Source organism: Methylobacterium sp. A52T (assembly GCF_053346095.1).
Window position 1 is genome coordinate 36,466 of sequence record NZ_JBKFBI010000012.1, and the last position, 21,983, is coordinate 58,448.

A 21,983-nucleotide genomic window follows, 5' to 3' on the forward strand; every position below is an offset into this window, starting at 1 on the left:
CCGTGAGGATGTCCGAGCCCGAGTCGAAGCCTGTGCCGCGGCGCGCGCGCGCGGCACTCGCCCTGCTGGCCGCGCTTTCGATCACCGTCGCCGCGCGAGCCGAGACCCCGAAGCCCACGGATCCCGAGGCGATCCAGCGGGCCAACGAGGAGCGGGAGCGCCGGGCCGAGAACCTGAAGCGCGTGCAGGACGCCCTCGCCGCCAGCGCCGGGCAGCGCGCGCAGTTCGAGGCCGAGATCGCGGCGATCGGGTCCGACCGCGCGAAGCTCGACACCGCCCTCCTCGACGCGAATCGACAGGCGCAGGCGACGGAAGACCGTCTCAGCCGCCTGGAGGAGCGCCTGAAGGCGATGAGCGAGAGCGAGGCCGCGATCCGGCACTCGCTGCAGGGTCGGCGCGGCATCGTCGCCGAGATCCTCGCGGCGCTCCAGCGGATGGGCCGCCGCCCGCCGCCGGCGGTGCTGGTGAGCCCCGAGGACGTGCTGGCCGCGATCCGGACCTCGATGCTGCTCGGTGCCGTGGTGCCGGAACTGCGCGGCGAGGTGGACACGCTGGCGGCCGATCTCGCGGAAATGATCAGGCTGCGCGGTTTGATCGCGCAGGACAAGGAAGGCCTCTCGAACGACCTCGCCGGCTGGGCGCGCGAGCAGCAGCGCCTGCAGGCCCTGGTCGCCGCCCGGCGCGCGCGGCAGGCGGAGGTCGAGAGCGGCCTCACGGCCGAGCGGCGCCGCGCCACCGAGCTCGGCGCGCAGGCCAAGAACCTGAAGGACCTGCTCGACCGCACGGAGGCGGAGGTCGCCGCGGCGAAGCGCTCCGCCGAGGAGGCCAAGGCCGCCGCGGAGCGCGAGGTGCGCATCACGCAGGAGCGGTTCGCCGCGGCCGGCTTCCGCGATCCGGCGCGGCTCGCGCCCAAGGTGCATTTCGCCGAGGCGCGGGGCGAAGTGCCGCGGCCGGTGAGCGGACGCGTCGCACGGGGCTTCAACCAGCCGGACGGCAACGGCGGGACGACCCGCGGCGTGTCGTTCACGACCCGCCCGAAGGCGTCGGTCTCGTCCCCGGCCGACGGGTGGGTGCAGTTCGCCGGGCCGTTTCGGTCCTATGGCCAACTCTTGATCATCAACGCGGGCGACGGCTACTATCTTCTGCTCGCGGGGATGGACCAGATCAGCGTCGAGGTCGGTCAGTTCGTGCTCGCGGGCGAACCGGTCGGCAGCATGGGCGACAGGGGTGCGGGTCCCGGCGGGTCCGAGGGTGATCCCACGCTCTACGTCGAGTTCAAGAAGGACGGCGGCTCCATCGATCCGGAGCCGTGGTGGGCGAAGAGCCCGAATAATACGGTACTTGGCGAGAAGGTTCGCGGCTGATGCGCAAGACTTCCCTGATCATGCTCGGCGCCTTCCTCGGTGCCGGAACGTCCATGGTGGCGACCCAGACCGACTTCCTGTCGGGTCCGCGGGCCGTGGCCGCCTCGGCCGAGACCTACCGCCAGCTCAGCCTGTTCGGCGACGTCTTCGAGAAGGTCCGGACCGACTACGTCGAGAAGCCGGACGAGTCGAAGATGATCGAGGCGGCCGTCAACGGCATGCTGACCTCGCTCGACCCGCACTCGAGCTACATGGACGCCAAGGCGTTCCGCGACATGCAGACCACCACCCGCGGCGAGTTCGGCGGGCTCGGCATCGAGGTCACGATGGAGGACGGCCTGATCAAGGTCGTCACGCCGATCGACGACACCCCGGCGGCCAAGGCGGGCCTGCTCGCGAACGACATCATCACGCAGATCGACGACGACCAGGTCCAGGGCCTCACCCTGAACCAGGCGGTCGACAAGATGCGCGGCCCGGTCAACTCGAGCGTCAAGCTCAAGATCAGCCGCAAGGAGTCGAAGGACCCGATCGACGTCACGCTCACCCGCGACGTGATCAAGATCAAGCCGGTGCGCTCGAAGATCGAGGGCGGCGACGTCGCCTACATCCGCCTGACCCAGTTCAACGAGCAGACCTTCGACGGGATGCGGGCCGCCATCGACAAGCTCACGGGCGAGATCGGTGCCGACAAGATCAAGGGCTACATCGTCGACCTGCGCAACAACCCGGGCGGGCTGCTCGATCAGGCCGTGATGGTCTCCGACGCCTTCCTCGATCGCGGCGAGATCGTCTCCACCCGCGGCCGCAACCCGGACGAGACGCAGCGGTTCTCGGCCAAGGCCGGCGATCTGACCAAGGGCAAGCCGATCGTGGTGCTGGTCAACGGCGGCTCCGCCTCGGCCTCCGAGATCGTGGCCGGCGCCCTCCAGGATCACAAGCGCGCGACCATCATGGGCACGCGCTCCTTCGGCAAGGGCTCGGTCCAGTCGATCATCCCCCTCGGCGGCTCCGGCGCCCTCCGGCTCACCACGGCGCGCTACTACACGCCGTCGGGCCGCTCGATCCAGGCCAAGGGCATCGAGCCGGACGTCGAGGTCACGCAGGACGTGCCGGACGAGCTCAAGGGCAAGGACGAGACCAAGGGTGAGGCCGGGCTGAAGGGCCACCTGAAGCAGAAGGACACCGACGAGCGCGGCGGATCCTCCGCCTACGTCCCGCCGGATCCGGCCAAGGACAAGCAACTGATCTCGGCCGTCGACTTCCTGCACGGCATCCAGAAGGGCGCCGCGAACGGCACGCCCGCGCAGCAGCAGAAGCCGAGCCTGCCGAACTGATCGCGCGGTAACCCCGCGCTGCTCCAACCCGATCCCGTCCGGCCTCCCGCCGGGCGGGATTTCCCGTTCTGGGACCGGGCATTAGCGGAACGTTAACCATACCCGGCCGCAATGGATGCGAGGGTTGGGACCGCGCCGACCGGCGCAGGAACCGCGATCCCGTATCGAGAGTCGCTTGACCGAGTCCACCGACGATATCCTCACGCGCCCCCTCGGGGTGCCAGAGGCGGCGCCGGAGCAGCCCGCAGGCCGGATCGGACGGCTGATCGCGGCCGCCCGCAGGCCCCGGGTCGCGGCCGCGGCGCTCGCGGCCGGCTTCGCGGTGGCGGCCGGCCTGGTGCTCGCGCTGGGCGACCCGCACGGCGGTGAGCCCCGCGTGCAGGTGGCGATCGCGACGCGCGAACCCGCGGCCCGTCCGGCCGCACAGGCCCCCGTCGCCCAGCAGCCCCAGGTCATCACGACGGCGCCGGGAACGGCGCCCCTCCAGCGCAGCGCCGAGGAGGTCGAGACCGCGTCCGGCGTGACGGTCGTGCGCCCGGCCGGCAGCGGGCCGAGCGAGGCGGTGGTGATCCGCGTGCCGCCGCCGAGCGCCCCCCGTCTCGCCCAGGCCCCCGACCCGCGGATCAGCGAGGCGGGCCGCCACGGTCTCATGCCGAAGCTCGGCGAGGGCCGCATCCGCGCCCTCGACGTCTACGCCCGGACCGAGGAGGCCGGCAGCGGGCCGCGCATCGCGATCGTGGTGACCGGACTCGGCGTCGGTCAGGCCGCGACCGCGGGCGCCACCGCGCGCCTGCCCGCCGCCGTGAGCCTCGCCTTCCTGCCCTACGGCGGCGAGGCCGAGCGCGCCGCGGCGCGCGCGCGGGACGCCGGCCACGAGATCTTCCTGCAACTCCCGATGGAACCCTTCGACTATCCCGACAGCGATCCGGGTCCGCAGACGCTGCTGACCGCGCTGCGGGGACCGGAGAACGCGGACCGCCTCGCCTGGGCGATGAGCCGCTTCCCGGGCTACGTCGGCGCGGTGAACTTCATGGGCTCCAAGCTGATGGCCGACGCGGCTTTCGAGCCGGTCCTGCGCGAGATCGGCGCCCGCGGTCTCGGGTTCCTCGATGACGGCACGGCCCCGATACCCGCGGCTGCGCCCGCCAACAAGGGCAAGACGCCGGTGGCCCGTGCCGAGATCGTCCTCGACGCCACGCCGCGCGCCGACGCGATCGACGCCGCGCTCGCCCAGGCCGAGGCCCGGGCCCGCGCCAACGGCTTCGCCCTGGTCTCGGCGACCGGGACACCGCTGAGCATCGATCGGATCGCCCGCTGGGCGAAGGAGATCGACTCGCGCGGGCTGCGCCTGGTGCCGGCAAGCGTGGCTTTGCGGGGCGCCCGTGACAAGCGGGTCTCGACTGCCGATTGAGCGTCTCGGTGTCCAAAGTCAGCGCAAGTAGATCCGGCGCCTTCCGGGCCGGTGAAGACTTGGTCGACGTTGCCGCCTCGCCTCCCCCTGACCTATGGTCGCCGCGATGGTAACGGATTCCGACCCGGGCATCGCCCTGCCCTACCGCCCCTGCGTGGGCATCGCCCTGATCGCGCCGTCCGGCGACGTCTTCGTCGGGCGTCGCAGCAAGGATGCCGGTCCCGAGCACGTCGACGGTCCGCACATGTGGCAGATGCCGCAGGGCGGCATCGATCCCGGCGAGGACGCGGAGGCCGCCGCCCGCCGCGAACTCTACGAGGAGACCAACGTTCCGCCCGAGGCCGTGAAGCTCCTGGCCGAGATTCCGGACTGGCTCCCCTACGATCTGCCGCCGGCGGTGATGAAGCAGGCCTGGAAGGGCCGCTACCGCGGACAGACGCAAAAATGGTTCGCCTACGGCTTCGTCGGCAGCGAGGATCTGATCGACGTGCTCCGGCCCGGCGGCGGCGCCCACAAGGCGGAGTTCGACGCCTGGCGGTGGGCGCGGTTCTCCGAGCTTCCGGACCTGATCGTTCCCTTCAAGCGGCCGGTCTACGAGCGCGTCGTCGCGGCCTTCGCCGGTCTCGATCGATGGACGGTGCGGTCATGACCGCGCGGACGGGGCGCTGAGACCGTGCGCTGGCTCGCGGTCCCGGTCGCCCTCGCCCTGGCGTGGCTCGCCTTCACGATGAGCCCGCTCTGGTCGCTCTACGACCTGGCGCAGGCGGTGCGCCGGCACGATGCCGCCTATGTCGAGAGCCACGTGAACTTCCGGACGCTGCGCCTGTCGCTCGTCCGGCAGATCACCGCCGCGATGCGCGCGGCGTCCGAGACCGATCCCGACCTTGAGCCCCGCGACCGCCAGCGTCTCAACGACGCTGCCTACGGCCTCGCTCTGGCGCTCGCCGAGACGATGGTGACGCCGGAGACGGTGATCGACCTGCTGGCCAATGGCTGGCCCGACAAGCTCGACCTCGAGCGCCCGGCCGGCACGCGGCCGGAGGGCCTGGTCATCCGCGGCCTTGGGCGGCTCATGCCGTACTACGCGGCCCTGGAGATGCGCGGCTTCCGCGCGGTCGTGATCCCGATCCCGCCGGAAGGGTCACGCGCCGAGCGCACGCGGATCCGGCTGCGGCTGCGCGGCCTGAGCTGGCGTCTGGTGGACATCGAGATGGCCGAGATGCTGCGCGCGCAGATCGCCGCCAAGCTCAGCCGCGCCCTAGCGCGCGCCAAGATCGGGGCCAGTGCCGGCGAGGAGCGCTGAGGGGGGCTCGGCAGCCTGGACGGCGCGGCGCTATTTCGCCTTCGGCTCGCCCGGCACGTTCTTGGGCTCGCGCGCCTCGATCAGGTCCTCGGCCTTCTCCTCGTCGGTGTCGCCGCTCTGCTCGATGGTCTTGCCCGGGTTGGCCAGCAGGGAGCGCACGATCCCCAGCAGGACCTCGCACTCGCCGGGAAACTTGTAGCTCTCGAGGACGATCGCGGCGTCGCGCAGGGTCCGCAGATCGCGCACCAGCTGGGCGTTTGCGTCCTCGCGCAGCTCGCTCTTCTTGGCGATCGCCTCCTCGATCTGCGCGCCCTTCACGTCGCAGGCAGCCCGGGCCGGCGATGCAGCGACCGCGGCGGCGAGGGCGAGGCCGATTGCGGGAAGAGAGCGCCACATGGCGGGTATCCTCGAAGATCCAGTTCAGAAGGTGTGAACCGGCGCGGTGCGCAGGGCGTCCTGCGTCAGCGCCACGAGCTGGCTTGGGCGGTACGGCTTCGGCACGAAGACCGAGCCCGGAACGGCCTCGCAGGCCGCCAGGGAAGCCCGGCCCCCGGAGGTGTAGACGACCGGGAGGTCGGGCGAGAGCCGGCGGGCGCACCGGGCCAGCGACAGGCCGTCCGTGTTGCGGGCCAGATCGATATCGGTGAAGAGCAGGTCAACGCTCTCCCGGGCCAGGATCGCCTCGGCTTCCCAGGCATCCGCGGCGGTGAGCACCCGGTACCCCTCTTCGAGGAGCGCCTCGGCGGCCAGCTCGCACACGGTCGGCTCATCCTCGACGACCAGGATCGTGGCGGAGCCCCGGTCCGGGACGGGCAGGGTCGGGCAGACGAACGCGGCGGCGAACGGAACCATGACGCAACTCCCACTCACCCGGCGGGGGCACGGTGTTCCCGCGCCGGATCGCTGGGGCAACGACCCCTTCCGACGCGGCGTTCACCGTGTTTGCATCGAATTGCTCGGGTTTGGTGAGCGGCGCGTTAACCGCGGCCCGTCACCCCTGAACGAAGGCGTCCGAATGGTTAACAGAGCGTTACCGATCTGCGACCGCGGGGCCGAACCGTGAACCGCACGGCTCAGTTGGGCGTCGGCCTGCTCCTCACCGGGATGGCCGGCTACGTCGACGCCCTCGGCTTCGTACGGCTCGGCGGCCTCTACACGTCCTTCATGAGCGGCAACACCACGCAGCTCGCCGTTCTCGGCGCCCAGGTCGAGCTGCACCACATGATTCTCCCGGCGATCCTGATCCTGGCGTTCCTGACAGGATCGGTCCTCGGGAGCGGGCTTGCGATCCTGGTGCCGCCGCGCTGGGCGACGCCGGCGGTCCTCGCCTACGAGGCGCTCCTGATCCTCGCCGGTCTGGGGCTCGGACTCCAGTCGCCCGAACTCGGCCTCGCGGCCTTCTTCGTCGCCTTGGCGATGGGATCCCAGAACGCGGTCCTGGCGCAGGTGAAGGGGTTCCGGGCCGGCACCACCTTCGTCACCGGCGCACTGTTCAGCCTCGGCCAGAAGATCGCGCAGGCCCTGACCCGCACCGGAGATCCGCTCGGCTGGCTCGGCGACGCCTCTGTCTGGATCTCGCTGCTGTTCGGCGCCTACCTGGGCGCGCGGGCCTACCAGCAATTCGGTCTCTACGCGCTGATCGCCCCGGCGGCGATCTCGGGCGGGCTGGCGTTGATTACCGCGATCCTGGTCTTGCGCACCGCGCCGCCGGCCGCAAATGTCCCCCCGACATGAGCAGCCCCGTCAGCAACCCGTCCCTCACCAGTCACGTCGCCGCGCTGGAGCCCGGCGAGCACGTGCTCGCCGCGCATTTCCTGAAGGACGTGCCGGCCCTGGCGCTCAGCGACGGCACGGTCGCGCTGGTGCGGGAGGTCGGTATCGCCCGCGTCGCCGCCCATCCCGACGGCGGGATCCTCGTCGCGGCCGGCGGCGTCGACCGGCTGCTCACCGGGGGCGACGACGGCCGCGTGGTAGCGATCCGCGCCGACGGCGCGACGGAGCAGCTCGGCCTCGCCAAGGGCGGCGCCTGGATCGACGCGCTCGCCGCCCATCCCGACGGCGCCGTGGCGTGGTCGGCCGGCCGGACCGTCGTGGCCCGCGACGCCAAGGGCCGCGAGAAGACCTTCGAGGCGCCGTCCTCCGCCCGCGGCCTCGTCTTCGCGCCCAAGGGCTACCGGCTCGGCGTCGCCCACTACAACGGCGTGAGCCTCTGGTACCCCAATCTGGAGACGCCGGCCGAGGTGATCACCTGGAAGGGCTCGCATATCGACGTCACGTGGTCGCCGGACGGGCGCTTCGTGGTGTCGACAATGCAGGAGAACAGCCTGCACGGCTGGCGCCTCCAGCCGGACCGCGGGCACATGCGGATGTCGGGCTATCCCGGCAAGGTCCGCTCGATGTCGTGGTCGTTCGACGGGAACTGGCTCGCCACCAGCGGGGCCGAGGCGGCGATCGTGTGGCCCTTCGATTCCAAGGAAGGTCCGACCGGCAAGGCCCCACGGGAATGCGGCGTCCGCCCGGCCCGTGTCTCCCGCGTGGCTTTCCACCCGAAGGCGCCAGTCCTGGCCATGGGCTACGAGGACGGCTGCATCCTGCTCGTCCGCTTCACCGACGCGGCCGAGCTGCTGGTGCGCCCCGCCGTCCAGGGGAGCGGCGTCGCGGCGCTCGGCTGGGACGCACGCGGCGGCCGCCTGCTGTTCGGCTGCGCCGACGGCAAGGCCGGTCTCCTCACGCTGCCGGGCTGAGAGCCCGGTTCAGGCGTCGTCGCACCCGCGGCTGGAACCACCGCCCCGCGCATGCTCTTTGTCGGGGGTCGATTCCCCCGCCGGAGGCTAGGCATGTTTCGCGTGTTCCGCACCTTCGGCCTCGCCCTCGGCCTGCTCGGAGGCGTGGTCGCCGCGCAGGCCCCCGAATTCGCGCAGCAGTACGCGCAGCGCCTCGGGGGCGCCGCGGACGAGCTCCGTAGGCAGGTGGCGGTCCTCGAGTCCGACGCGCAGGCCTCCGGGACGACGCGCGAGGGCGCCGTCGACCGGCTGCGCGCCAATCCGGACCAGCTGGTCGCCCGCCGCGGCGAGGCCGCCCGGGCCGACATCGCCCGTCTCGCCCGCCTGAGCGCCCAGCAGCAGGCCCTGAGTGCGGCGACGAGCCCACTCGGGCGCGTGGTGGCGATGCTCCGCGATCCGGACGTGCCGGTGGCCGAGGCCGCCTATCACGTCTTCAGCCCGGCCGTGCCCACGAGCGCCGACGGCTTGGCCGCGGGTGTGATCGGGTTCTTCGTCGCGTGGGGCGGCTGGCGCGTCGCGTCGGATGTCGGCCGCCGGGCCGTGCGCCGGCGGCCGCGGGAGACCGCGACCGTCGCGTGAGCGCGGTTCGCGCGGGCCAGACTGTGGCGCAACGTCTACAGCAGCTTGCGCGAGCCTTGCGTATCGAGCAGGGATCCGGCCGTCCCGGTCCGGGAGAAGGCGCAAGATGCCGCGCGCGTCGAACTCCACCACCATCGATCCGGCGCTCGACGCCGCCGCGCTGCTGCGGCGTATCGGCTTCTTCGGCCTCTTCGTGGTTCTCCCGGTCCTCGCGCAGGTCGCCCGCCGCGCCTCGGTGATCCTCGCGCCGATCGCCGTGATCCTCCTGATCATCGCCAGCGTCATCGATCGGCGCCAGCGCCCGGTGCGCCCGGCGACCTATCGCCTCCTGACGGCTCCGGCCTTCCTGGCGGGCATGCTGGTCGTGCTGTGGTCGGCGCTCTCGCTGACCTGGACGCCCTTCCTCGGGCCGGCGCTGGAGCGGCTGGCCAATCTCGGCGCAACCATCGGACTCGCCCTCCTGGGCTACCTCGCCCTTCCCGACAGGATGCGCTCGGCGAACCTCTACCTCCTGCCACTCGGCGTCGTGGCGGGTGCGATCGTGGCGATCATGCTCGGGCTGTTCGGCGCCCACATCGCGCCGCCCGGCGTCGAGGATGACGGGGCCCTGGATCGCGGGCTCGTCCTGCTCATCCTGCTGCTCTGGCCGGCCCTCGCGTGGCTGCGGTCCCGCCGCCGCGACCGGGAGGCGCTGGGCCTCGCGCTGCTGGTCGCGCTGGCGCTCACGGTCCAGCCGGACGGAACCCAGATCGCCGCCCTGTCGGTCGGCGCCGTCGCCTTCGCGGTGACGAGCTACCGCCCGCGGCTCGGGGTGACGCTCACCGCTGTCCTCTCGGCCGCCCTGCTGGCGGCGGCGCCGCTGCTGCCCTTCCTGGCGCGGCCGGTCGGCGCCGCCCTCTTCGGGCCGGTCGCACCCGCGGTGCTGTCGCTGAAGAGCTGGCAGAAGGTCGTGACCTCCGATCCGGTGCGGCTGATCACCGGGCACGGCTTCGAGACGGCCCTGCGCGGTCGCCTCGTCGGCCTCCTGCCGGCCAACGCACCGACCACGGCGCTCTTCGAATTCTGGTACGAGCTCGGCATCGTCGGCGCCCTCGCCGCCGCCTTCGCCCTCTACGCCTCGATCCGGCGGGCCGGCCGGGACGGCCCGGCCCTCGTTCCCGGCGCGATGGGCTGCTTCGCCGCCGCCTTCACGGTGGCCTGCCTGAGCGTCGGGCTGACCGCCGTCTGGTGGCTGACGACGGTCGCCATCGCGATCGTGGTCTTCGTCGCGGTCGAGCGCGGCCAGTTCCGGACCAGCCGGCCGAAGGTCGCCAAGCTTCACCGCCTGCAGACGCGGGGGGAGTGAGCGGTCAGGCGCGCAGGAAGCCGTGCAGGCGTATCCAGGCCAGGAACAGGCCGGGCCACGCCGCCACGGGTGTCCCGGGCGCGCCGAGCCCGAAGCCGTGGCCGCCGCGCTCGAACAGGTGCAGCTCGGCCGGCACCCGCGCCTTGCGCAGCGCCGAGAACATCAGCAGCGGATGGTCGGCCACGGCGACGGGGTCGTCGATCGCCTGGACGAGGAAGGTCGGCGGCGTCTCAGGCCCGACCTGCAGATCCACCGAGTAGGTCTTCATCTCGTCGGGGGTGACCTCGTCGCCGACCAGGATGCGGCGGGTCGCGGTCCGGTCGAACGGCTTGCGCATGGTGATGACCGGGTAGATCAGACCGGCCAGCACGGGCCGGATCGGCTGGGCGTCGGCGGCGTCGACTCCCGCGTACAGGTCCCGGGCGCTCCCTACGGCGGTCTCGCCCATCAGGTGGCCGCCCGCCGAGAAGCCGAGGACGCCGACCCGCGCGGAATCGATGCCGAACTCGGCGCCGCGCGCCCGGACCAGCCGGAGGGCGCGCTGCGCATCCTGCCGCGGCGCGTCCGGCCCCGAGCCCCAGCCCTCCGCGGGCAGGCGGTAGACGAGGAGGAAGACCGTGATGCCGGCGGCGTTCAGGACGCGGCCGACCGGGACGCCCTCGTTGCCGAGGGCGATGAACTCGTAGCCGCCGCCCGCCGCGACGATCATAGCGGCGCCGTTCGGGTTGGCCGGCCGCATGACCAGCAGACAGGGCCGCGCGACCCGAGTGACGTCGCCGAACGTCCCCTCGACGTAGCGGTAGCCGTCCGGGTTCGGCCCGTCGCCGCCGCCCGGCGGCGCGCCGGGCCACAGCTCGATCACCTGCAGATCCGCGCCGGGCAGCGAGCGCGGCAGAGCCCGGATCGACTCGTGCGGTGCGGGCTGCGGTGCCGTCTCCGCCGGCCCTTCCGCCCGGGCGCTGCGCAGCCCGAGGACGCTTCCGAGACCGGCGAGCAGGAGACGGCGGTCGAGGCGCAAGGGCATCTCCCGGGTGAGGCCGCGCGCGGGACCGCCCCCCGGCGAGCCCGGCTCCCGCGGGAGCGCGGGGGCAACGCCCAAGGACGCGTTGCGGGTTCCGTCGCGGCGGCGGGCCTCAGCCCTTTCGCGCGATGACCGCGACGTAAAAGCCGTCGGTCCCGGTCCGCAGGGGACTCATCTGGATCCCGTGGGCAGTCTTCCGCACGGCTGCCCGGAGCGAGTCCGGCCCTGTCGCCAGCACCTCGTCCGCGGGGACGACGTCGAATCGGCCGCGCCAGCCCGACAGGAGGCCGGAGACGGCGGCGTCGTTCTCCGCCGAGAGCAGCGAGCAGGTGATGTAGACGATCCGGCCGCCGGGCCTGACGAGCCGCGCCGCCCGATCGAGCACCTGGGCCTGCTCGGCGGTCCGCAGCGCGAGGCTCCCGGGCCGCAGCCGCCATTTGGCATCCGGATTCCGCCGCCACGTGCCGGACCCCGTGCAGGGCGCGTCGACCACGACCCGGTCGACCTTGCCGTCGAGATCCTCGAGAACGTCGGCGCGCGCCTTGCCGCTGCGCGGGGTCCGCACCTCGGCCAGCGCACCGGACCGGCGCAGGCGCTCGTGGATCGGCGCGAGCCGGCGCGGATCACCGTCGGTGGCGATCAGGCGGGCGCCGTTCCCGGTCTCCGCCGCGAGGGCCAGGGTCTTGCCGCCGCCGCCCGCGCAGAGGTCGACGATTGTCTCCCCGGCACGCGGCGCGGCGAGGAGCGCGGCGAGCTGCGAGCCCTCGTCCTGGATCTCGTACCAGCCCTCCAGGAATTCCGCCTCGACGTGGAGCGCCGGACCGCGGCCGTCGGCGCCGATCGGGACGCGCAGGCCCGCGGGCGCGTGCGGCGTCGGCGCCGCGTCGTAGGCCGCGAGCGCCGGCAGGATCGCGTCGCGGTCGCCGCGCAGGGCGTTCACGCGGATATCGAGGGGCGCGCGCCGCGCCAGCGCCTTCAGCTCCGGGACGAGGTCGTCGCCGAGCGTGGCCGCGAGGTCCGGGAGCACGAAGGCGGGCGCGTCGCCCGCCACCTCCGGCGGCGCGTCCTGCAGCGTCCCGCCGTCGAGGCGCGCGCGCTCGTCGTCGCTGAGCGGAGTCGGCGCGAAGCGCTCGCCGGTGAACAGGGCCGCGACCGAAGCCGCCGCGAGCCCCTGCTGGAGGCGCAGCGTGCCGATCAGGACGGCGCGCGGCGTGTCCGCGCCCATGATCCAGGCCGCCGACGCCCGCCGCCGCAGGGCGTCGTAGACGAGGCTGGCGATGCCCGCGCGGTCGCCCGAGCCGGCGAAGCGGTGGGCGAGACCCCAGTCCTTCAGGGCGTCGGCGGCCGGCCGACGGCGCTCGGCGATATCGGTGAGGACTTCGATGGCGGCGGAGCAGCGAGCGGCGGGGGTCAGGGGTCGGATCCTTCGGATTGCCTCAGCGACGCCGTGAGCGACGCCGTGAACGATGACGCGAAACGGCCACGCTTGGCCCACGATGCCGCCACGTTACGGCCGAGCTTCCTGCACCTTCGCGGCGCAGACCGTGCTGCGGTCGGTCCGCCGTGCGGGCCGCCGCGTGTCGTATGGCATCCGCCCGCGCCGGACCAGACCGGTCCGTCGCCGGGCGCATTCCGGGAGTACCCCAGCCCATGACGTCCACCGTTCGCGTCGCCCTCGCGGCCCTGGTCACCGCCTCGCTCGCCGCCTGCGCGAGCGCGCCCGCCGCCCAGCCGGAGCTGACGCCGGTGCCGCGTCCGCGGGTCGATGCCAAGACGCAGCTAGAATACGGCAACCCGCCCCCGCCGCCGCCCGGCCGCTACTGAGACGTCCGCGCGGGGTGCGGCTCAGGCCGCCTCCCGCGCCCGCCGGGCCTCGTAGGCCTTGAGGCCGGTATAGACCGCGGTCAGGAGCGGGAACGGCGCCTCCGGCACCAGCCGCCGGCCGCGGGCGATCAGGTCGCCGATCACGTGGTCCGCCTCGATCCGGCCCTTGTTCTCGATGTCGCGCAGCATCGAGGCCGTGAAGGTGGACTCGGCCGCCGTCAGCTGCGCCCGCGCCCGCTCGGCCACGACGGCGCGCGGCTCGTGGCCGCTGGCCGCGGCGACGCTCGTGCACTCGGCGTGCAGCGCCGCGATCAGCGCGGTGCCGTCGGGCGCCGCCACGATGTCGCCGACCGCGGCGCGCATCAGCGTGGTCGCCCCGGCGAGCGTCGCCAGGAACACCCACTTCTCCCACATCTCCTGCAGGATCACGTCGCTCAGGCGCGGCTGAAACTTGAGGCCGCGCATCAGCGCGTCGACGGCCTCGATCCGCGGCGAGCGCGACCCGTCCCGCTCGCCGTAGGTGATGCTGCACAGCTCGCTCATGTGCCGGATCGCGCCGTCCGGCGCGAGCGTCGCGGCGATCGCGCAGGCGCCGCCGAGCACGCGCTCCGCGCCGAACCGGGCGTCGAGCACGTCGAGATGCGACATGCCGTTGAGCACGGGCAGGATCGCGGTGTCGGGGCCCACGGCCGGCGCGAGGTCCGCGACGGCGCTGTCGAGGTCGTAGGCCTTGCACGACAGCAGGATCAGGTCGAAACGCCCGGCCCCGGCCAGCCTATCGGCCGTGACGGTGGGCGGATCGGGCAGGTGCAGGTCGCCGAGCGGCGAGCGGACGTTCAGGCCGTCCGCCGCCAGCTTCGCCGCCCGGGCCGGCCGGACCAGGAAGGTGACGTCGGCGCCCGCCTCGGCGAGGCGCGCCCCGTAATAGCCGCCGGTCGCGCCGGCCCCGACGATCAGCGTGCGCATCGATGCCTCAGGTCCGCGACGGGTAGTTCGGGCTCTCGCGGGTGATCGTCACGTCGTGGACGTGGCTCTCGCGCAGGCCGGCATTGGTGATGCGGATGAACTGCGCCCGCTCCTGGAACTCGGGGATCGTGGCGCCGCCGACGTAGCCCATGGCGGCGCGCAGGCCGCCGGCGAGCTGGTGCAGGACGTTGCCGACCGGGCCCTTGTAGGGGACCTGCCCCTCGATGCCCTCCGGCACGAGCTTGTGGGTGTCGTTGACCTCGGCCTGGAAGTAGCGGTCGGCCGAGCCGCGCGCCATCGCACCCACCGAGCCCATGCCGCGGTACGACTTGTAGGAACGGCCCTGGTAGAGGAACACCTCGCCGGGCGCCTCGTCGGTGCCGGCGAGCAGCGAGCCGAGCATCGCCACGGAGGCGCCAGCCGCGATCGCCTTGGCGAGGTCGCCCGAATACTTGATGCCGCCGTCGGCGATGACCGGGATGTCGGCCTCGCCGGCCGCCTCGACCGCCTCCATCAGCGCGGTGAGCTGCGGCACGCCCACGCCCGCCACGATGCGGGTCGTGCAGATCGAGCCCGGGCCGATGCCGACCTTGATGGCGTCGGCGCCGGCATCGATCAGCGCCCTGGCGCCGTCCCGCGTCGCGACGTTGCCGGCGATGACCTGAACGGCGTTCGAGAGCTGCTTCACGCGGGCGACGGCGTCGAGCACCTTGATCGAGTGGCCGTGGGCGGTGTCGACCACGATCACGTCGCAGCCGGCGTCGATCAGGCGCTCGGCCCGCTCGAAGCCGCTGTCGCCCGTCGTCGTGGCGGCGGCGACGCGCAGGCGGCCCTGCTCGTCCTTGACGGCGTTCGGGTATGCGACGCGCTTCTCGATGTCCTTGACGGTGATCAGGCCGATGCAGCGGTAATGGTCGTCGACGACCAGCAGCTTCTCGATCCGGAACTGGTGGAGCAGCCGCTTGGCCTCGTCCTGGGTCACGCCCTCGCGGACCGTGATCAGGCGGTCGCGGGTCATCAGCTCGGCGACCGGCTGGTTGGAGTTCGTCGCGAAGCGGACGTCGCGGTTGGTCAGGATGCCGACGAGCTTGCCCCGCGAGCCGTTGGGGCCGCGCTCGACCACCGGGATCCCGGAGATCCGGTTGAGCTTCATCACCTCGAAGGCGTCGGCGAGCGTCTCGTCGGGGTGGATGGTGATGGGGTTCATCACCATGCCGGACTCGTACTTCTTGACGAGGCGGACCTGCTCGGCCTGCTCCGGCGGCTCGAGGTTCCGGTGGATGACGCCCATGCCGCCGTTGGCCGCCATGGCGATGGCCATCGGCGCCTCGGTGACCGTGTCCATCGCCGAGGCGAGGATCGGCAGGTTCAGCGGGATCGTGCGGGTGAGCCGCGAGGCGACGCTAACCTCGGTCGGCATCACCGAGGAGGCGGCGGGCCGCAGGAGCACGTCGTCGAAGGTGAGTCCCTCGATGATCGATGCGGTTTCGACTCGGGCCATGTGCCAACTTTCCTCGGACGGCAGCGCGCGTGGAGGCCGCGCTGCGGGATCGGGTTGGCAAGTGCCAGTATCACGGGCTCCGCGAAGGCGCCAATGCGCGGTTGATGCGTCGCAGCGCGAAAACGCGCATGGCTCGAGGCTTATCCACGCCCGCTCGACGGGCGCGGCGATGCCGTGAACGGACGTTTGCGGTCAGCCGCGGAGAGGCCGAGGGCGCCTCAGCGCATCGCCGGCGCGGCCGGGCCCTTGTCGGTGTATTCGGGCGGCAGGCCGATATAGTCGCCGAGCATGCCGTCGATGCCCGGCGCGCGGCCGAAGGCCTCGCAGTCGGGGTCGAGGGGCGCCTCACCGAGGGTGGTGATGCGGATCCGGTCCCAGGTCGGGATCGTGTTGGGGGCGGTGAACGGGTCGTCGCCGGTCGCCAGCATGTAGCCGAAATCCTGGCCGAACTCGCCGGCGAGGTCGTAGGCGTCGCTGGCGCGGGAGAAGCGCGGCTGGCTGGTGAACGAGTTGGCCGCTCCGCCCCAGACCATGGCGGCCCGCTGCTCGCGGCGCCGGTCCAGAGCCTCGGCCTCGACCGTCAGGCTCCCGAGCCCGATCGGCACGCGCGGGATCGGCACGCGTCCGACACCCTCCGCGAAGCTCAGGCCGAGCTGCGAGGCGACGGTCACGCCCGCCGAGCCCGCGATGGTCGCGCCGGCACCGAGCAGGTCCGTCGGATCGACGCGGGTGACCTGCGCCCGCACGGTCAGGTCGGCGTCACGGCTCGTGACGATGTCGTACTTCAGCGACAGGTCGTAGCACAGCGCCCGGTCGGCGGCGTTGGCGATGAGCCGCCGCTCGGCGGCCGTCAGCGGGGCGGCGCCGGACACGTCGGCGTGGAACGCCGTCGGGATGATGCGGACGGTGCGGGCCTTCGCCAGGGCCGGCCGGTCGACGTAGATCCGGGAGGCCGAGGCGACCTGATCGCTGGACTTCAGCCGGTCGTAGCGGGTCAGCGAGCCGCGATCGTTGAGCAGGACAGTGCCGCAGGCGGCGACCATCGAGAGAAGGGCGACGCCGGCGGCGATCCGCGCCACGGAGCGGACCTTGCTGGGGCTGGGCTGCATCGAAATCCTCGCGCGCCGGCGCCGGGCCGGCTGGAGCGGCCTCACGGACGCGTGATGGAAACTTAGCCATTGGCGCACCCGCAAAAAAGGTGGCTCCGCGCCGCGGCTCAACCTCTGTTGCACGATGGATACATTCGCGAAACACGAGGGTGCGAGGTGGCCGCGCTGCCGTGCAACCGCGGCGGCGCGACATGCGTCTGCTGTATGATGCCCGCGACCACCCAAAGACCGCTCTGGATCGTCCCCCTGACGGTCGCCACCGCGCTGTTCATGGAGAACACCGATTCCACGGTGATCGCCACGGCGCTCCCGAGCATCGCCGCGAGTCTCCACGAGGACCCGATCGCCCTCAAGCTGGCGCTGACCTCCTACTTGGTCAGCCTCGCGATCTTCATCCCGGTGAGCGGATGGATGGCCGATCGGTACGGGTCGCGGACCGTGTTCCGCGCGGCCCTCGTGGTGTTCATGGCCGGCTCGCTCGCCTGCGCGGCCGCGAACGGGCTCGCGTGGTTCGTCGCCGCGCGGTTCCTCCAGGGCATGGGGGGCGCCATGATGGTGCCGGTCGGGCGCCTCGTGGTGCTGCGCAGCGTGCCGAAATCGCAGCTCGTGACGGCCCTCGCCTACCTGACCTTCCCGGCGCTGGTCGGCCCGGTACTCGGTCCGCCGGTCGGCGGCCTGATCACCACGTGGTTCGACTGGCGCTGGATCTTCTTCATCAACCTGCCGATCGGCTGCGCCGGGATCGTGCTGGCGAGCCTCTACTTCGAGGACGTGCGCGAGCCTGAGCGACCGCCCCTCGATTTGCTCGGCTTCGCGCTGCTCGGGACCGGCCTCGCCGCCCTGATGCTCGGCCTCGCCTCCCTCGGCCGACACCTGCTGCCGGCGGAAGTCTCCTGGGGCTGCCTCGCCGCGGGCACGGTGCTCCTGCCGCTCTACTGGGCACATGCCCGGCGGGTGCCCTACCCGATCGTCCGCCTCGACCTCATGCGGCGGCCGACCTTCCGGGTCGCCGTGCTCGGCGGCAGCCTGTTCCGGATCGGCACCGGGGCGATCCCGTTCCTGCTGCCGCTGATGCTGCAGGTCGGCTTCGGGCTCGACGCCCTGCAGTCGGGCCTGATCACCTTCGCGGCCGCGGCCGGCGCGATGTTCGTGAAGACCCTGGGTCCGCGGATCCTGCGCCGCACCGGCTTCCGTGCCCTGATGGTCTGGAACGCCCTGCTGGCCTCGGCCTTCCTGGCGGTCAACGGGTTCTACACCACCCAGACGCCCCACTGGATCATGGTGATCCTGCTGTTCGTCGGCGGCTGCTCGCGCTCGATCCAGTTCACCTGCGTCAACGCCATCGCGTACGCCGATCTCGAATCGAAGGAGATGAGCGCGGCCACGAGCTTCGCCAGCGTCTGCCAGCAGCTGTCGCTCAGCCTCGGCGTCACGCTGGGCGCACTGGCGCTCGAGGGGAATGCCGGGTTCCACGGCCGGACGGAAATCCAGGCCTCGGATTTCGGGCCGGCCTTCTTCGCCGTCGCCGTGATCTCGGCGGCCTCGGCACTGGCCTTCCGCAACCTGTCGCCGGATGCCGGCGCGGAGATCTCCGGGCGGAAGATGGCTGCCGCGCCGCCCGCCCCGGTGACCGAGATGAGGCCGCGGCACGGCTGATCAGGCCGCGGCGCGGGCCGGCGGCCGGCCGGCAGCGCGCTTGCCGGCGCTCCGCGGCGCGCTACCCTTGCCGGAGGCCTTCGCGGAGGCGGGCTTCGCGCGCGGCGCCGCGGCGCGGGTTCCCGCGCGCCAGCCCTGCCAGCTCAGCGCGCCCGGACCGGTCAAGGCGTACATCAGGAAACCACCCGCGAGGCCGAGATCGGCCAGCATCAGCGTGCGCTCGGCGACCGCGGCGGGTCCCACATAGTACCAGAACGGATGGAGCACGAAGGCCGTCACGGCGGCGAAGAGTGCGAGCGCCAGCCCGGTGAGCCCCGGCAGGACGCCGAGGATGAGGGCGAGCGGTCCGAACACCTGCACCACCACGGCGGCGGTGGCGACGCCGTTGGGAAACGGCATTCCGGCCCCCGCGAGTGTCAGCGCGAACCCGGACACGTTGAGCGCCCGGGCGATCCCGGTCGGCAGGAGCGCGGCGGCCAGCAGCAGGCGCGCGACGAGGAGGGTTCCGTCCTGGGCGCGGGCGAGCATCGGCGTGTCCGGTCGGGTGGATCAGGACAGCAGTGTTGCAACTTTCCGCTGAAGACCCCGTTAAGGACGCCGCCTCAACCACCGCCTCAACCGCCGACCCCGCCGCGGAACAGCCGGCCGCGCTCGGTCCAGGCGACGACGAGGAGGGCCAGGGCGCCGAGGCTCGCGTAGCCGATCGCCACCGGGAGCACCGTCCCGTCGAAGGACTGACCGATCAGGAAACCGCAGAACGCGCCCAGGATCGTGGTGTAGAAGCCCAGGAACGACGAGGCCGTGCCGGCGATGGCGCCGAGGGGCTCCAGCGCGAGGGCGTTGAAGTTCGGCATCGCGAAGCTGATCAGGAACTGGTTCACCGCGAGGACCGAGAGGAACAGGGCCAGCGGCGGGTGGCCGTGATAGGCCAGCCCGACGCCGACCTGCGCGAGGCCGACGAGCGTGAAGGCGATGACGCCGCTGTGCGACATCGCCCGCATCCCGAGCCGCCGGACCACGCGGGCGTTGATCAGCGTCGCCGCGCCCATCGCGCCGGCCACGAGCCCGAAGGCCAGCGGGAAGAGCGGGCCGAGGTGGTACAGGCCAGTGTCGAAGACCTGCTGGGCCGAGCCGACGTAGCCCATGATGCATCCGGTCATCAGACCGAGCGCGGTGGCGTAGCCGACGGCGACGCGGGTCTTCAGCGTCAGGCGGATCGCCTCCCAGGTCGCGGCCGGCGAGAGCGGCCGGCGGTATTCCGGGTGCAGCGTCTCGGGCATCCGCAGGGTGAACCAGATCGTCAGCCAGAAGGCGAGGACCAGCATCGAGACGAAGACGTAGACCCAGGAGCCCAGCGCCAGCATCATGCCGCCGATCGCCGGCGCGATCATCGGGACGATCAGGAACACCATCATGGTGAGCGACATCACGCTCGCCATCTCGCGGCCCGCGAACCGGTCGCGCACGATCGCCACCGACAGCACCCGCCCGCCGGCGGCGCCGATGCCCTGGATGATCCGGGCGGCGAGCAGCCAGCCGAAGCTCGGCGCCACCATGGCGAGGAAGCAGCCGATCACGTAGACGGCGAGGCTCGCCAGCAGCACCGGCCTTCGCCCGAGGGCGTCGGAGACCGGCCCGTAGACGATCTGCGCGAAGCCGAAGCCGATCATGTAGACGTAGACGAGGAGCTGCAGCCGGTTGGGATCGGCCACCGCGAACCGCGCCTCGATGGCCGGGAAGGCGGGCAGCAGGTTGTCGATGGAGATCGCCGTCACCGCCATCATCAGGGCGATGATGGCGACGAACTCGGCGAAGCCCGGCCCCGACCAGGGCCGCGGGGCGCGGACGTCCTGGACCGGAGGCACGGGCCGAATCGCGATGGTCACGGCGGGCTCTCGGGGTGCGCGGAAACGGGCCGATCAGGGCTCGTCCTTCACGGCACAGTTGTGACAACCCTGCCCGCGCCGCGCAGTTCAGGCCGGCAGCGGGCGCAGGGCCGGCGCCTCGGGCTTGCGGCCCACGAAGGCGGCCATCAGGGCGGCGACGAGGCAGAGCAGGCCGGCCGCCACGAAGGCGCCGAGATAGGTGCCGCTCTCGGTCCGGACCATGCCGGCGAGCCACGCCGCGGACGCCGCGCCGATCTGGTGCGCGGCCGCGATCCAGCCGAACATCAGCGCGGCGTTCTCCTCGCCGAAGGACTTGCCCGCGAGCTGGACGGTGGGCGGCACCGTCGCGATCCAGTCGAGGCCGTAGAAGACCGCGAACAGCGACAGGCCGTAGAAGCTGTAGTCGAACGAGTAGGGCAGGAAGATCAGCGAGAGGCCGCGCAGGCCGTAGTACCAGGCCAGGAGCTTGCGCGAGTCGAACCGGTCGGTGAGCCAACCCGACGCCGTAGTGCCGATCAGGTCGCAGATCCCCATCAGCGCCAGCAGGCCGGCGGCCGTGACCTCGGCGATGCCGTGGTCGATGCAGGCCGGGATCAGGTGGGTGCCGATCAGGCCGTTGGTCGAGGCGCCGCAGATGAAGAACGTGCCGGCGAGCAGCCAGAAATCCCGGGAGCGCAGGCCGATGCGCAGGCCGCGGAGCGCCCGCATGGCCGGGTTCTCGGTCAGCACCGGCGTCGGCGTCACCGCGTCCTCGCCGTAGCGGGGAAGGCCGAGATCCGCCGGCCGGTCGCGCAGGAACAGGGCGGCCAGCGGGATCAGCGCCAGGGTCGCGGCGGCGACGACCAGCGAGACGGAGCGCCAGCCCTGCCCCACCGCGATCGAGGCCAGCATCGGCAGGAAGACCAGCTGACCCGTGGCGCTGCTCGCGGTCAGCAGGCCGAGCACGAGACCCCGGCGCTTGGCGAACCAGCGCCCGGCCACGGTGGCGCCCAGCACGTTGGCCACCATGCCGGACCCGGATCCGACGACGAGCCCCCAGAGCAGGACCATCTGCCAGGGCGCGGTCATCAGGCTCGTGGCGGCGGTGCCGATCGCCAGGATCAGGAGCGCGCCGCAGACCGAGCGCCGCAGGCCGAACCGCTCGATGATCGCCACCGCGAAGGGGCCGATCATCCCGTACAGGAAGATGTTGAGCGCGATGCCGACGCCGATCGTGGCCGCGGTCCAGCCGAATTCCCGCTCCCAGGGGACGATCAGCACGCTCGGCGTAGCGCGGACACCGGCCCCGACGAGCAGGACCAGGAAGGTCACCGCGACGACGATCCAGGCGTAGTGCAGGCGCGACCCGGGGCGCGTCTCTGTCAGGGCGGTCATGGATGGGCTCCGGAAGCGGGGCGGATCGGTCAGGCGGCGGAGATCAGGGACTCCGCCAGGGCGGAGACGGTCGCGGGATCGACCCGGGCGTTGATACGGCTCTGCGCCTCGCGCCAGTAGGGCGTCGCGGCCGCGAGGGCCTCGCGGCCCGACTTGGTCAGGGACACGCGGCGCTCGCGCGGATCCGCCGCGCCGGGCGTGACCGAGACGAAGCCGCGGCGCTTGAGCGGGTCGAGGTTGCGGCCCATCGTGGTCCGCTCCAGCGCCGCCTCGGCGGCGAGGCGGGAGACGGGGACTGGTCCGAGCCGGTCCAGCAGCCGCAGGATCGCGAACTGCGTCACGCGAAGCCCGGTCGGCTTCAGGGCGGCGTCGTAGCTCGCCGTCAGCGCCCGCGTGGCGCGACGCAGGGCGGAGCAGGTGCACGGCTCGGGCGACGGGGCGCTCATGGCATAGGTGTATATGCACGCATCGGGCGTTCGGCAAGCCGAAGCTGACGGTTCGCAGCGATCGACACCCGTTGGCCC

General features: G+C 72.4%; 22 protein-coding genes. 11 read left to right on the top strand and 11 right to left on the bottom strand.

Translation table 11 applies throughout. The features are described from left to right. The first annotated feature begins 8 nt into the window (after positions 1-8). The 5 genes from ACLBYE_RS05200 (at position 9) to ACLBYE_RS05220 (ending at position 5,415) form a co-directional block, all read left to right on the top strand. Positions 9-1,364: a murein hydrolase activator EnvC family protein gene (locus tag ACLBYE_RS05200; protein WP_447693318.1), complete on the top strand. Its 1,356-nt coding sequence runs from the start codon at positions 9-11 to the stop codon at positions 1,362-1,364. Then, entirely contained in the window at positions 1,364-2,701 is a 1,338-nt protein-coding gene (locus tag ACLBYE_RS05205) for a S41 family peptidase (protein ID WP_020091475.1), read from the top strand. Before ACLBYE_RS05200 ends, ACLBYE_RS05205 begins: the two co-directional genes overlap by 1 nt. A gap of 175 nt (positions 2,702-2,876) precedes the next feature. Next, the gene (locus tag ACLBYE_RS05210; protein ID WP_447693319.1) at positions 2,877-4,112 is read left to right on the top strand and encodes a divergent polysaccharide deacetylase family protein; all 1,236 of its coding nucleotides are present in this window, start codon (positions 2,877-2,879) and stop codon (positions 4,110-4,112) included. A 94-nt stretch (positions 4,113-4,206) separates the two neighbouring features. After that, positions 4,207-4,761: an RNA pyrophosphohydrolase gene (locus ACLBYE_RS05215; protein WP_447693320.1), complete on the top strand. Its 555-nt coding sequence runs from the start codon at positions 4,207-4,209 to the stop codon at positions 4,759-4,761. A gap of 24 nt (positions 4,762-4,785) precedes the next feature. Then, on the top strand, positions 4,786-5,415 hold the full coding sequence (locus ACLBYE_RS05220; RefSeq protein ID WP_447693321.1) for a DUF2939 domain-containing protein: 630 nt from the start codon (positions 4,786-4,788) through the stop codon (positions 5,413-5,415). A gap of 30 nt (positions 5,416-5,445) precedes the next feature. Here ACLBYE_RS05220 and ACLBYE_RS05225 read toward each other — a convergent pair whose 3' ends face one another. After that, positions 5,446-5,811: a photosystem reaction center subunit H gene (locus ACLBYE_RS05225; RefSeq protein WP_447693322.1), complete on the bottom strand. Its 366-nt coding sequence runs from the start codon at positions 5,809-5,811 to the stop codon at positions 5,446-5,448. Positions 5,812-5,835: 24 nt separating this feature from the next. Further along, positions 5,836-6,267: a response regulator gene (locus ACLBYE_RS05230; RefSeq protein ID WP_447693323.1), complete on the bottom strand. Its 432-nt coding sequence runs from the start codon at positions 6,265-6,267 to the stop codon at positions 5,836-5,838. A 207-nt stretch (positions 6,268-6,474) separates the two neighbouring features. On the opposite strand from ACLBYE_RS05230, the gene ACLBYE_RS05235 reads away from it, so the two are divergent. The 4 genes from ACLBYE_RS05235 to ACLBYE_RS05250 all read left to right on the top strand — a co-directional run bounded on the left by ACLBYE_RS05235 (position 6,475) and on the right by ACLBYE_RS05250 (position 10,122). Next, the gene (locus tag ACLBYE_RS05235; protein WP_447693324.1) at positions 6,475-7,149 is read left to right on the top strand and encodes a YoaK family protein; all 675 of its coding nucleotides are present in this window, start codon (positions 6,475-6,477) and stop codon (positions 7,147-7,149) included. Further along, entirely contained in the window at positions 7,146-8,159 is a 1,014-nt protein-coding gene (locus ACLBYE_RS05240) for a WD40 repeat domain-containing protein (protein ID WP_447693325.1), read from the top strand. Before ACLBYE_RS05235 ends, ACLBYE_RS05240 begins: the two co-directional genes overlap by 4 nt. 93 nt (positions 8,160-8,252) lie before the next feature. Next, on the top strand, positions 8,253-8,777 hold the full coding sequence (locus tag ACLBYE_RS05245) for a DUF2937 family protein (protein WP_447693326.1): 525 nt from the start codon (positions 8,253-8,255) through the stop codon (positions 8,775-8,777). Positions 8,778-8,883: 106 nt separating this feature from the next. Continuing rightward, on the top strand, positions 8,884-10,122 hold the full coding sequence (locus tag ACLBYE_RS05250; RefSeq protein WP_447693327.1) for a peptide ABC transporter permease: 1,239 nt from the start codon (positions 8,884-8,886) through the stop codon (positions 10,120-10,122). Positions 10,123-10,126: 4 nt separating this feature from the next. Here the strand turns inward: ACLBYE_RS05250 and ACLBYE_RS05255 are convergent, their stop codons facing one another. Continuing rightward, positions 10,127-11,140, bottom strand: a complete 1,014-nt coding sequence (locus ACLBYE_RS05255) for an alpha/beta hydrolase (RefSeq protein ID WP_447693328.1) — start codon at positions 11,138-11,140, stop codon at positions 10,127-10,129. 115 nt (positions 11,141-11,255) lie between these two features. Next, the gene (locus ACLBYE_RS05260) at positions 11,256-12,557 is read right to left on the bottom strand and encodes an RsmB/NOP family class I SAM-dependent RNA methyltransferase (protein ID WP_447693344.1); all 1,302 of its coding nucleotides are present in this window, start codon (positions 12,555-12,557) and stop codon (positions 11,256-11,258) included. A 236-nt stretch (positions 12,558-12,793) separates the two neighbouring features. On the opposite strand from ACLBYE_RS05260, the gene ACLBYE_RS05265 reads away from it, so the two are divergent. Further along, entirely contained in the window at positions 12,794-12,967 is a 174-nt protein-coding gene (locus ACLBYE_RS05265) for a hypothetical protein (protein WP_165923052.1), read from the top strand. Positions 12,968-12,988: 21 nt separating this feature from the next. Here the strand turns inward: ACLBYE_RS05265 and panE are convergent, their stop codons facing one another. From panE to ACLBYE_RS05280, 3 genes are all read right to left on the bottom strand, one after another. Further along, positions 12,989-13,933 carry a 2-dehydropantoate 2-reductase gene (panE, locus tag ACLBYE_RS05270; RefSeq protein WP_447693329.1) on the bottom strand — a complete coding sequence of 315 codons (945 nt, stop codon included), beginning with the start codon at positions 13,931-13,933 and terminating at the stop codon, positions 12,989-12,991. Positions 13,934-13,940: 7 nt separating this feature from the next. Beyond that, positions 13,941-15,434: an IMP dehydrogenase gene (guaB, locus tag ACLBYE_RS05275; RefSeq protein WP_447693330.1), complete on the bottom strand. Its 1,494-nt coding sequence runs from the start codon at positions 15,432-15,434 to the stop codon at positions 13,941-13,943. Positions 15,435-15,652: 218 nt separating this feature from the next. Next, positions 15,653-16,543 carry a DUF3313 domain-containing protein gene (locus ACLBYE_RS05280; protein ID WP_447680322.1) on the bottom strand — a complete coding sequence of 297 codons (891 nt, stop codon included), beginning with the start codon at positions 16,541-16,543 and terminating at the stop codon, positions 15,653-15,655. 207 nt (positions 16,544-16,750) lie between these two features. Here ACLBYE_RS05280 and ACLBYE_RS05285 point away from each other — a divergent pair, with 207 nt between their 5' ends. Then, positions 16,751-18,199 (top strand): MFS transporter, encoded by a 1,449-nt coding sequence (locus ACLBYE_RS05285; protein WP_447693345.1) that lies wholly within the window; start codon positions 16,751-16,753, stop codon positions 18,197-18,199. Here the strand turns inward: ACLBYE_RS05285 and ACLBYE_RS05290 are convergent, their stop codons facing one another. The 4 genes from ACLBYE_RS05290 to ACLBYE_RS05305 form a co-directional block, all read right to left on the bottom strand. Then, on the bottom strand, positions 18,200-18,727 hold the full coding sequence (locus ACLBYE_RS05290; RefSeq protein ID WP_447693331.1) for a DoxX family protein: 528 nt from the start codon (positions 18,725-18,727) through the stop codon (positions 18,200-18,202). It lies immediately after the preceding gene. An 86-nt stretch (positions 18,728-18,813) separates the two neighbouring features. After that, positions 18,814-19,980 carry a multidrug effflux MFS transporter gene (locus tag ACLBYE_RS05295; RefSeq protein WP_447693346.1) on the bottom strand — a complete coding sequence of 389 codons (1,167 nt, stop codon included), beginning with the start codon at positions 19,978-19,980 and terminating at the stop codon, positions 18,814-18,816. Positions 19,981-20,172: 192 nt separating this feature from the next. Next, on the bottom strand, positions 20,173-21,459 hold the full coding sequence (locus ACLBYE_RS05300) for an MFS transporter (protein WP_447693332.1): 1,287 nt from the start codon (positions 21,457-21,459) through the stop codon (positions 20,173-20,175). A gap of 29 nt (positions 21,460-21,488) precedes the next feature. After that, entirely contained in the window at positions 21,489-21,905 is a 417-nt protein-coding gene (locus ACLBYE_RS05305) for a MarR family winged helix-turn-helix transcriptional regulator (protein ID WP_447693333.1), read from the bottom strand. Positions 21,906-21,983 lie beyond the last annotated feature (78 nt).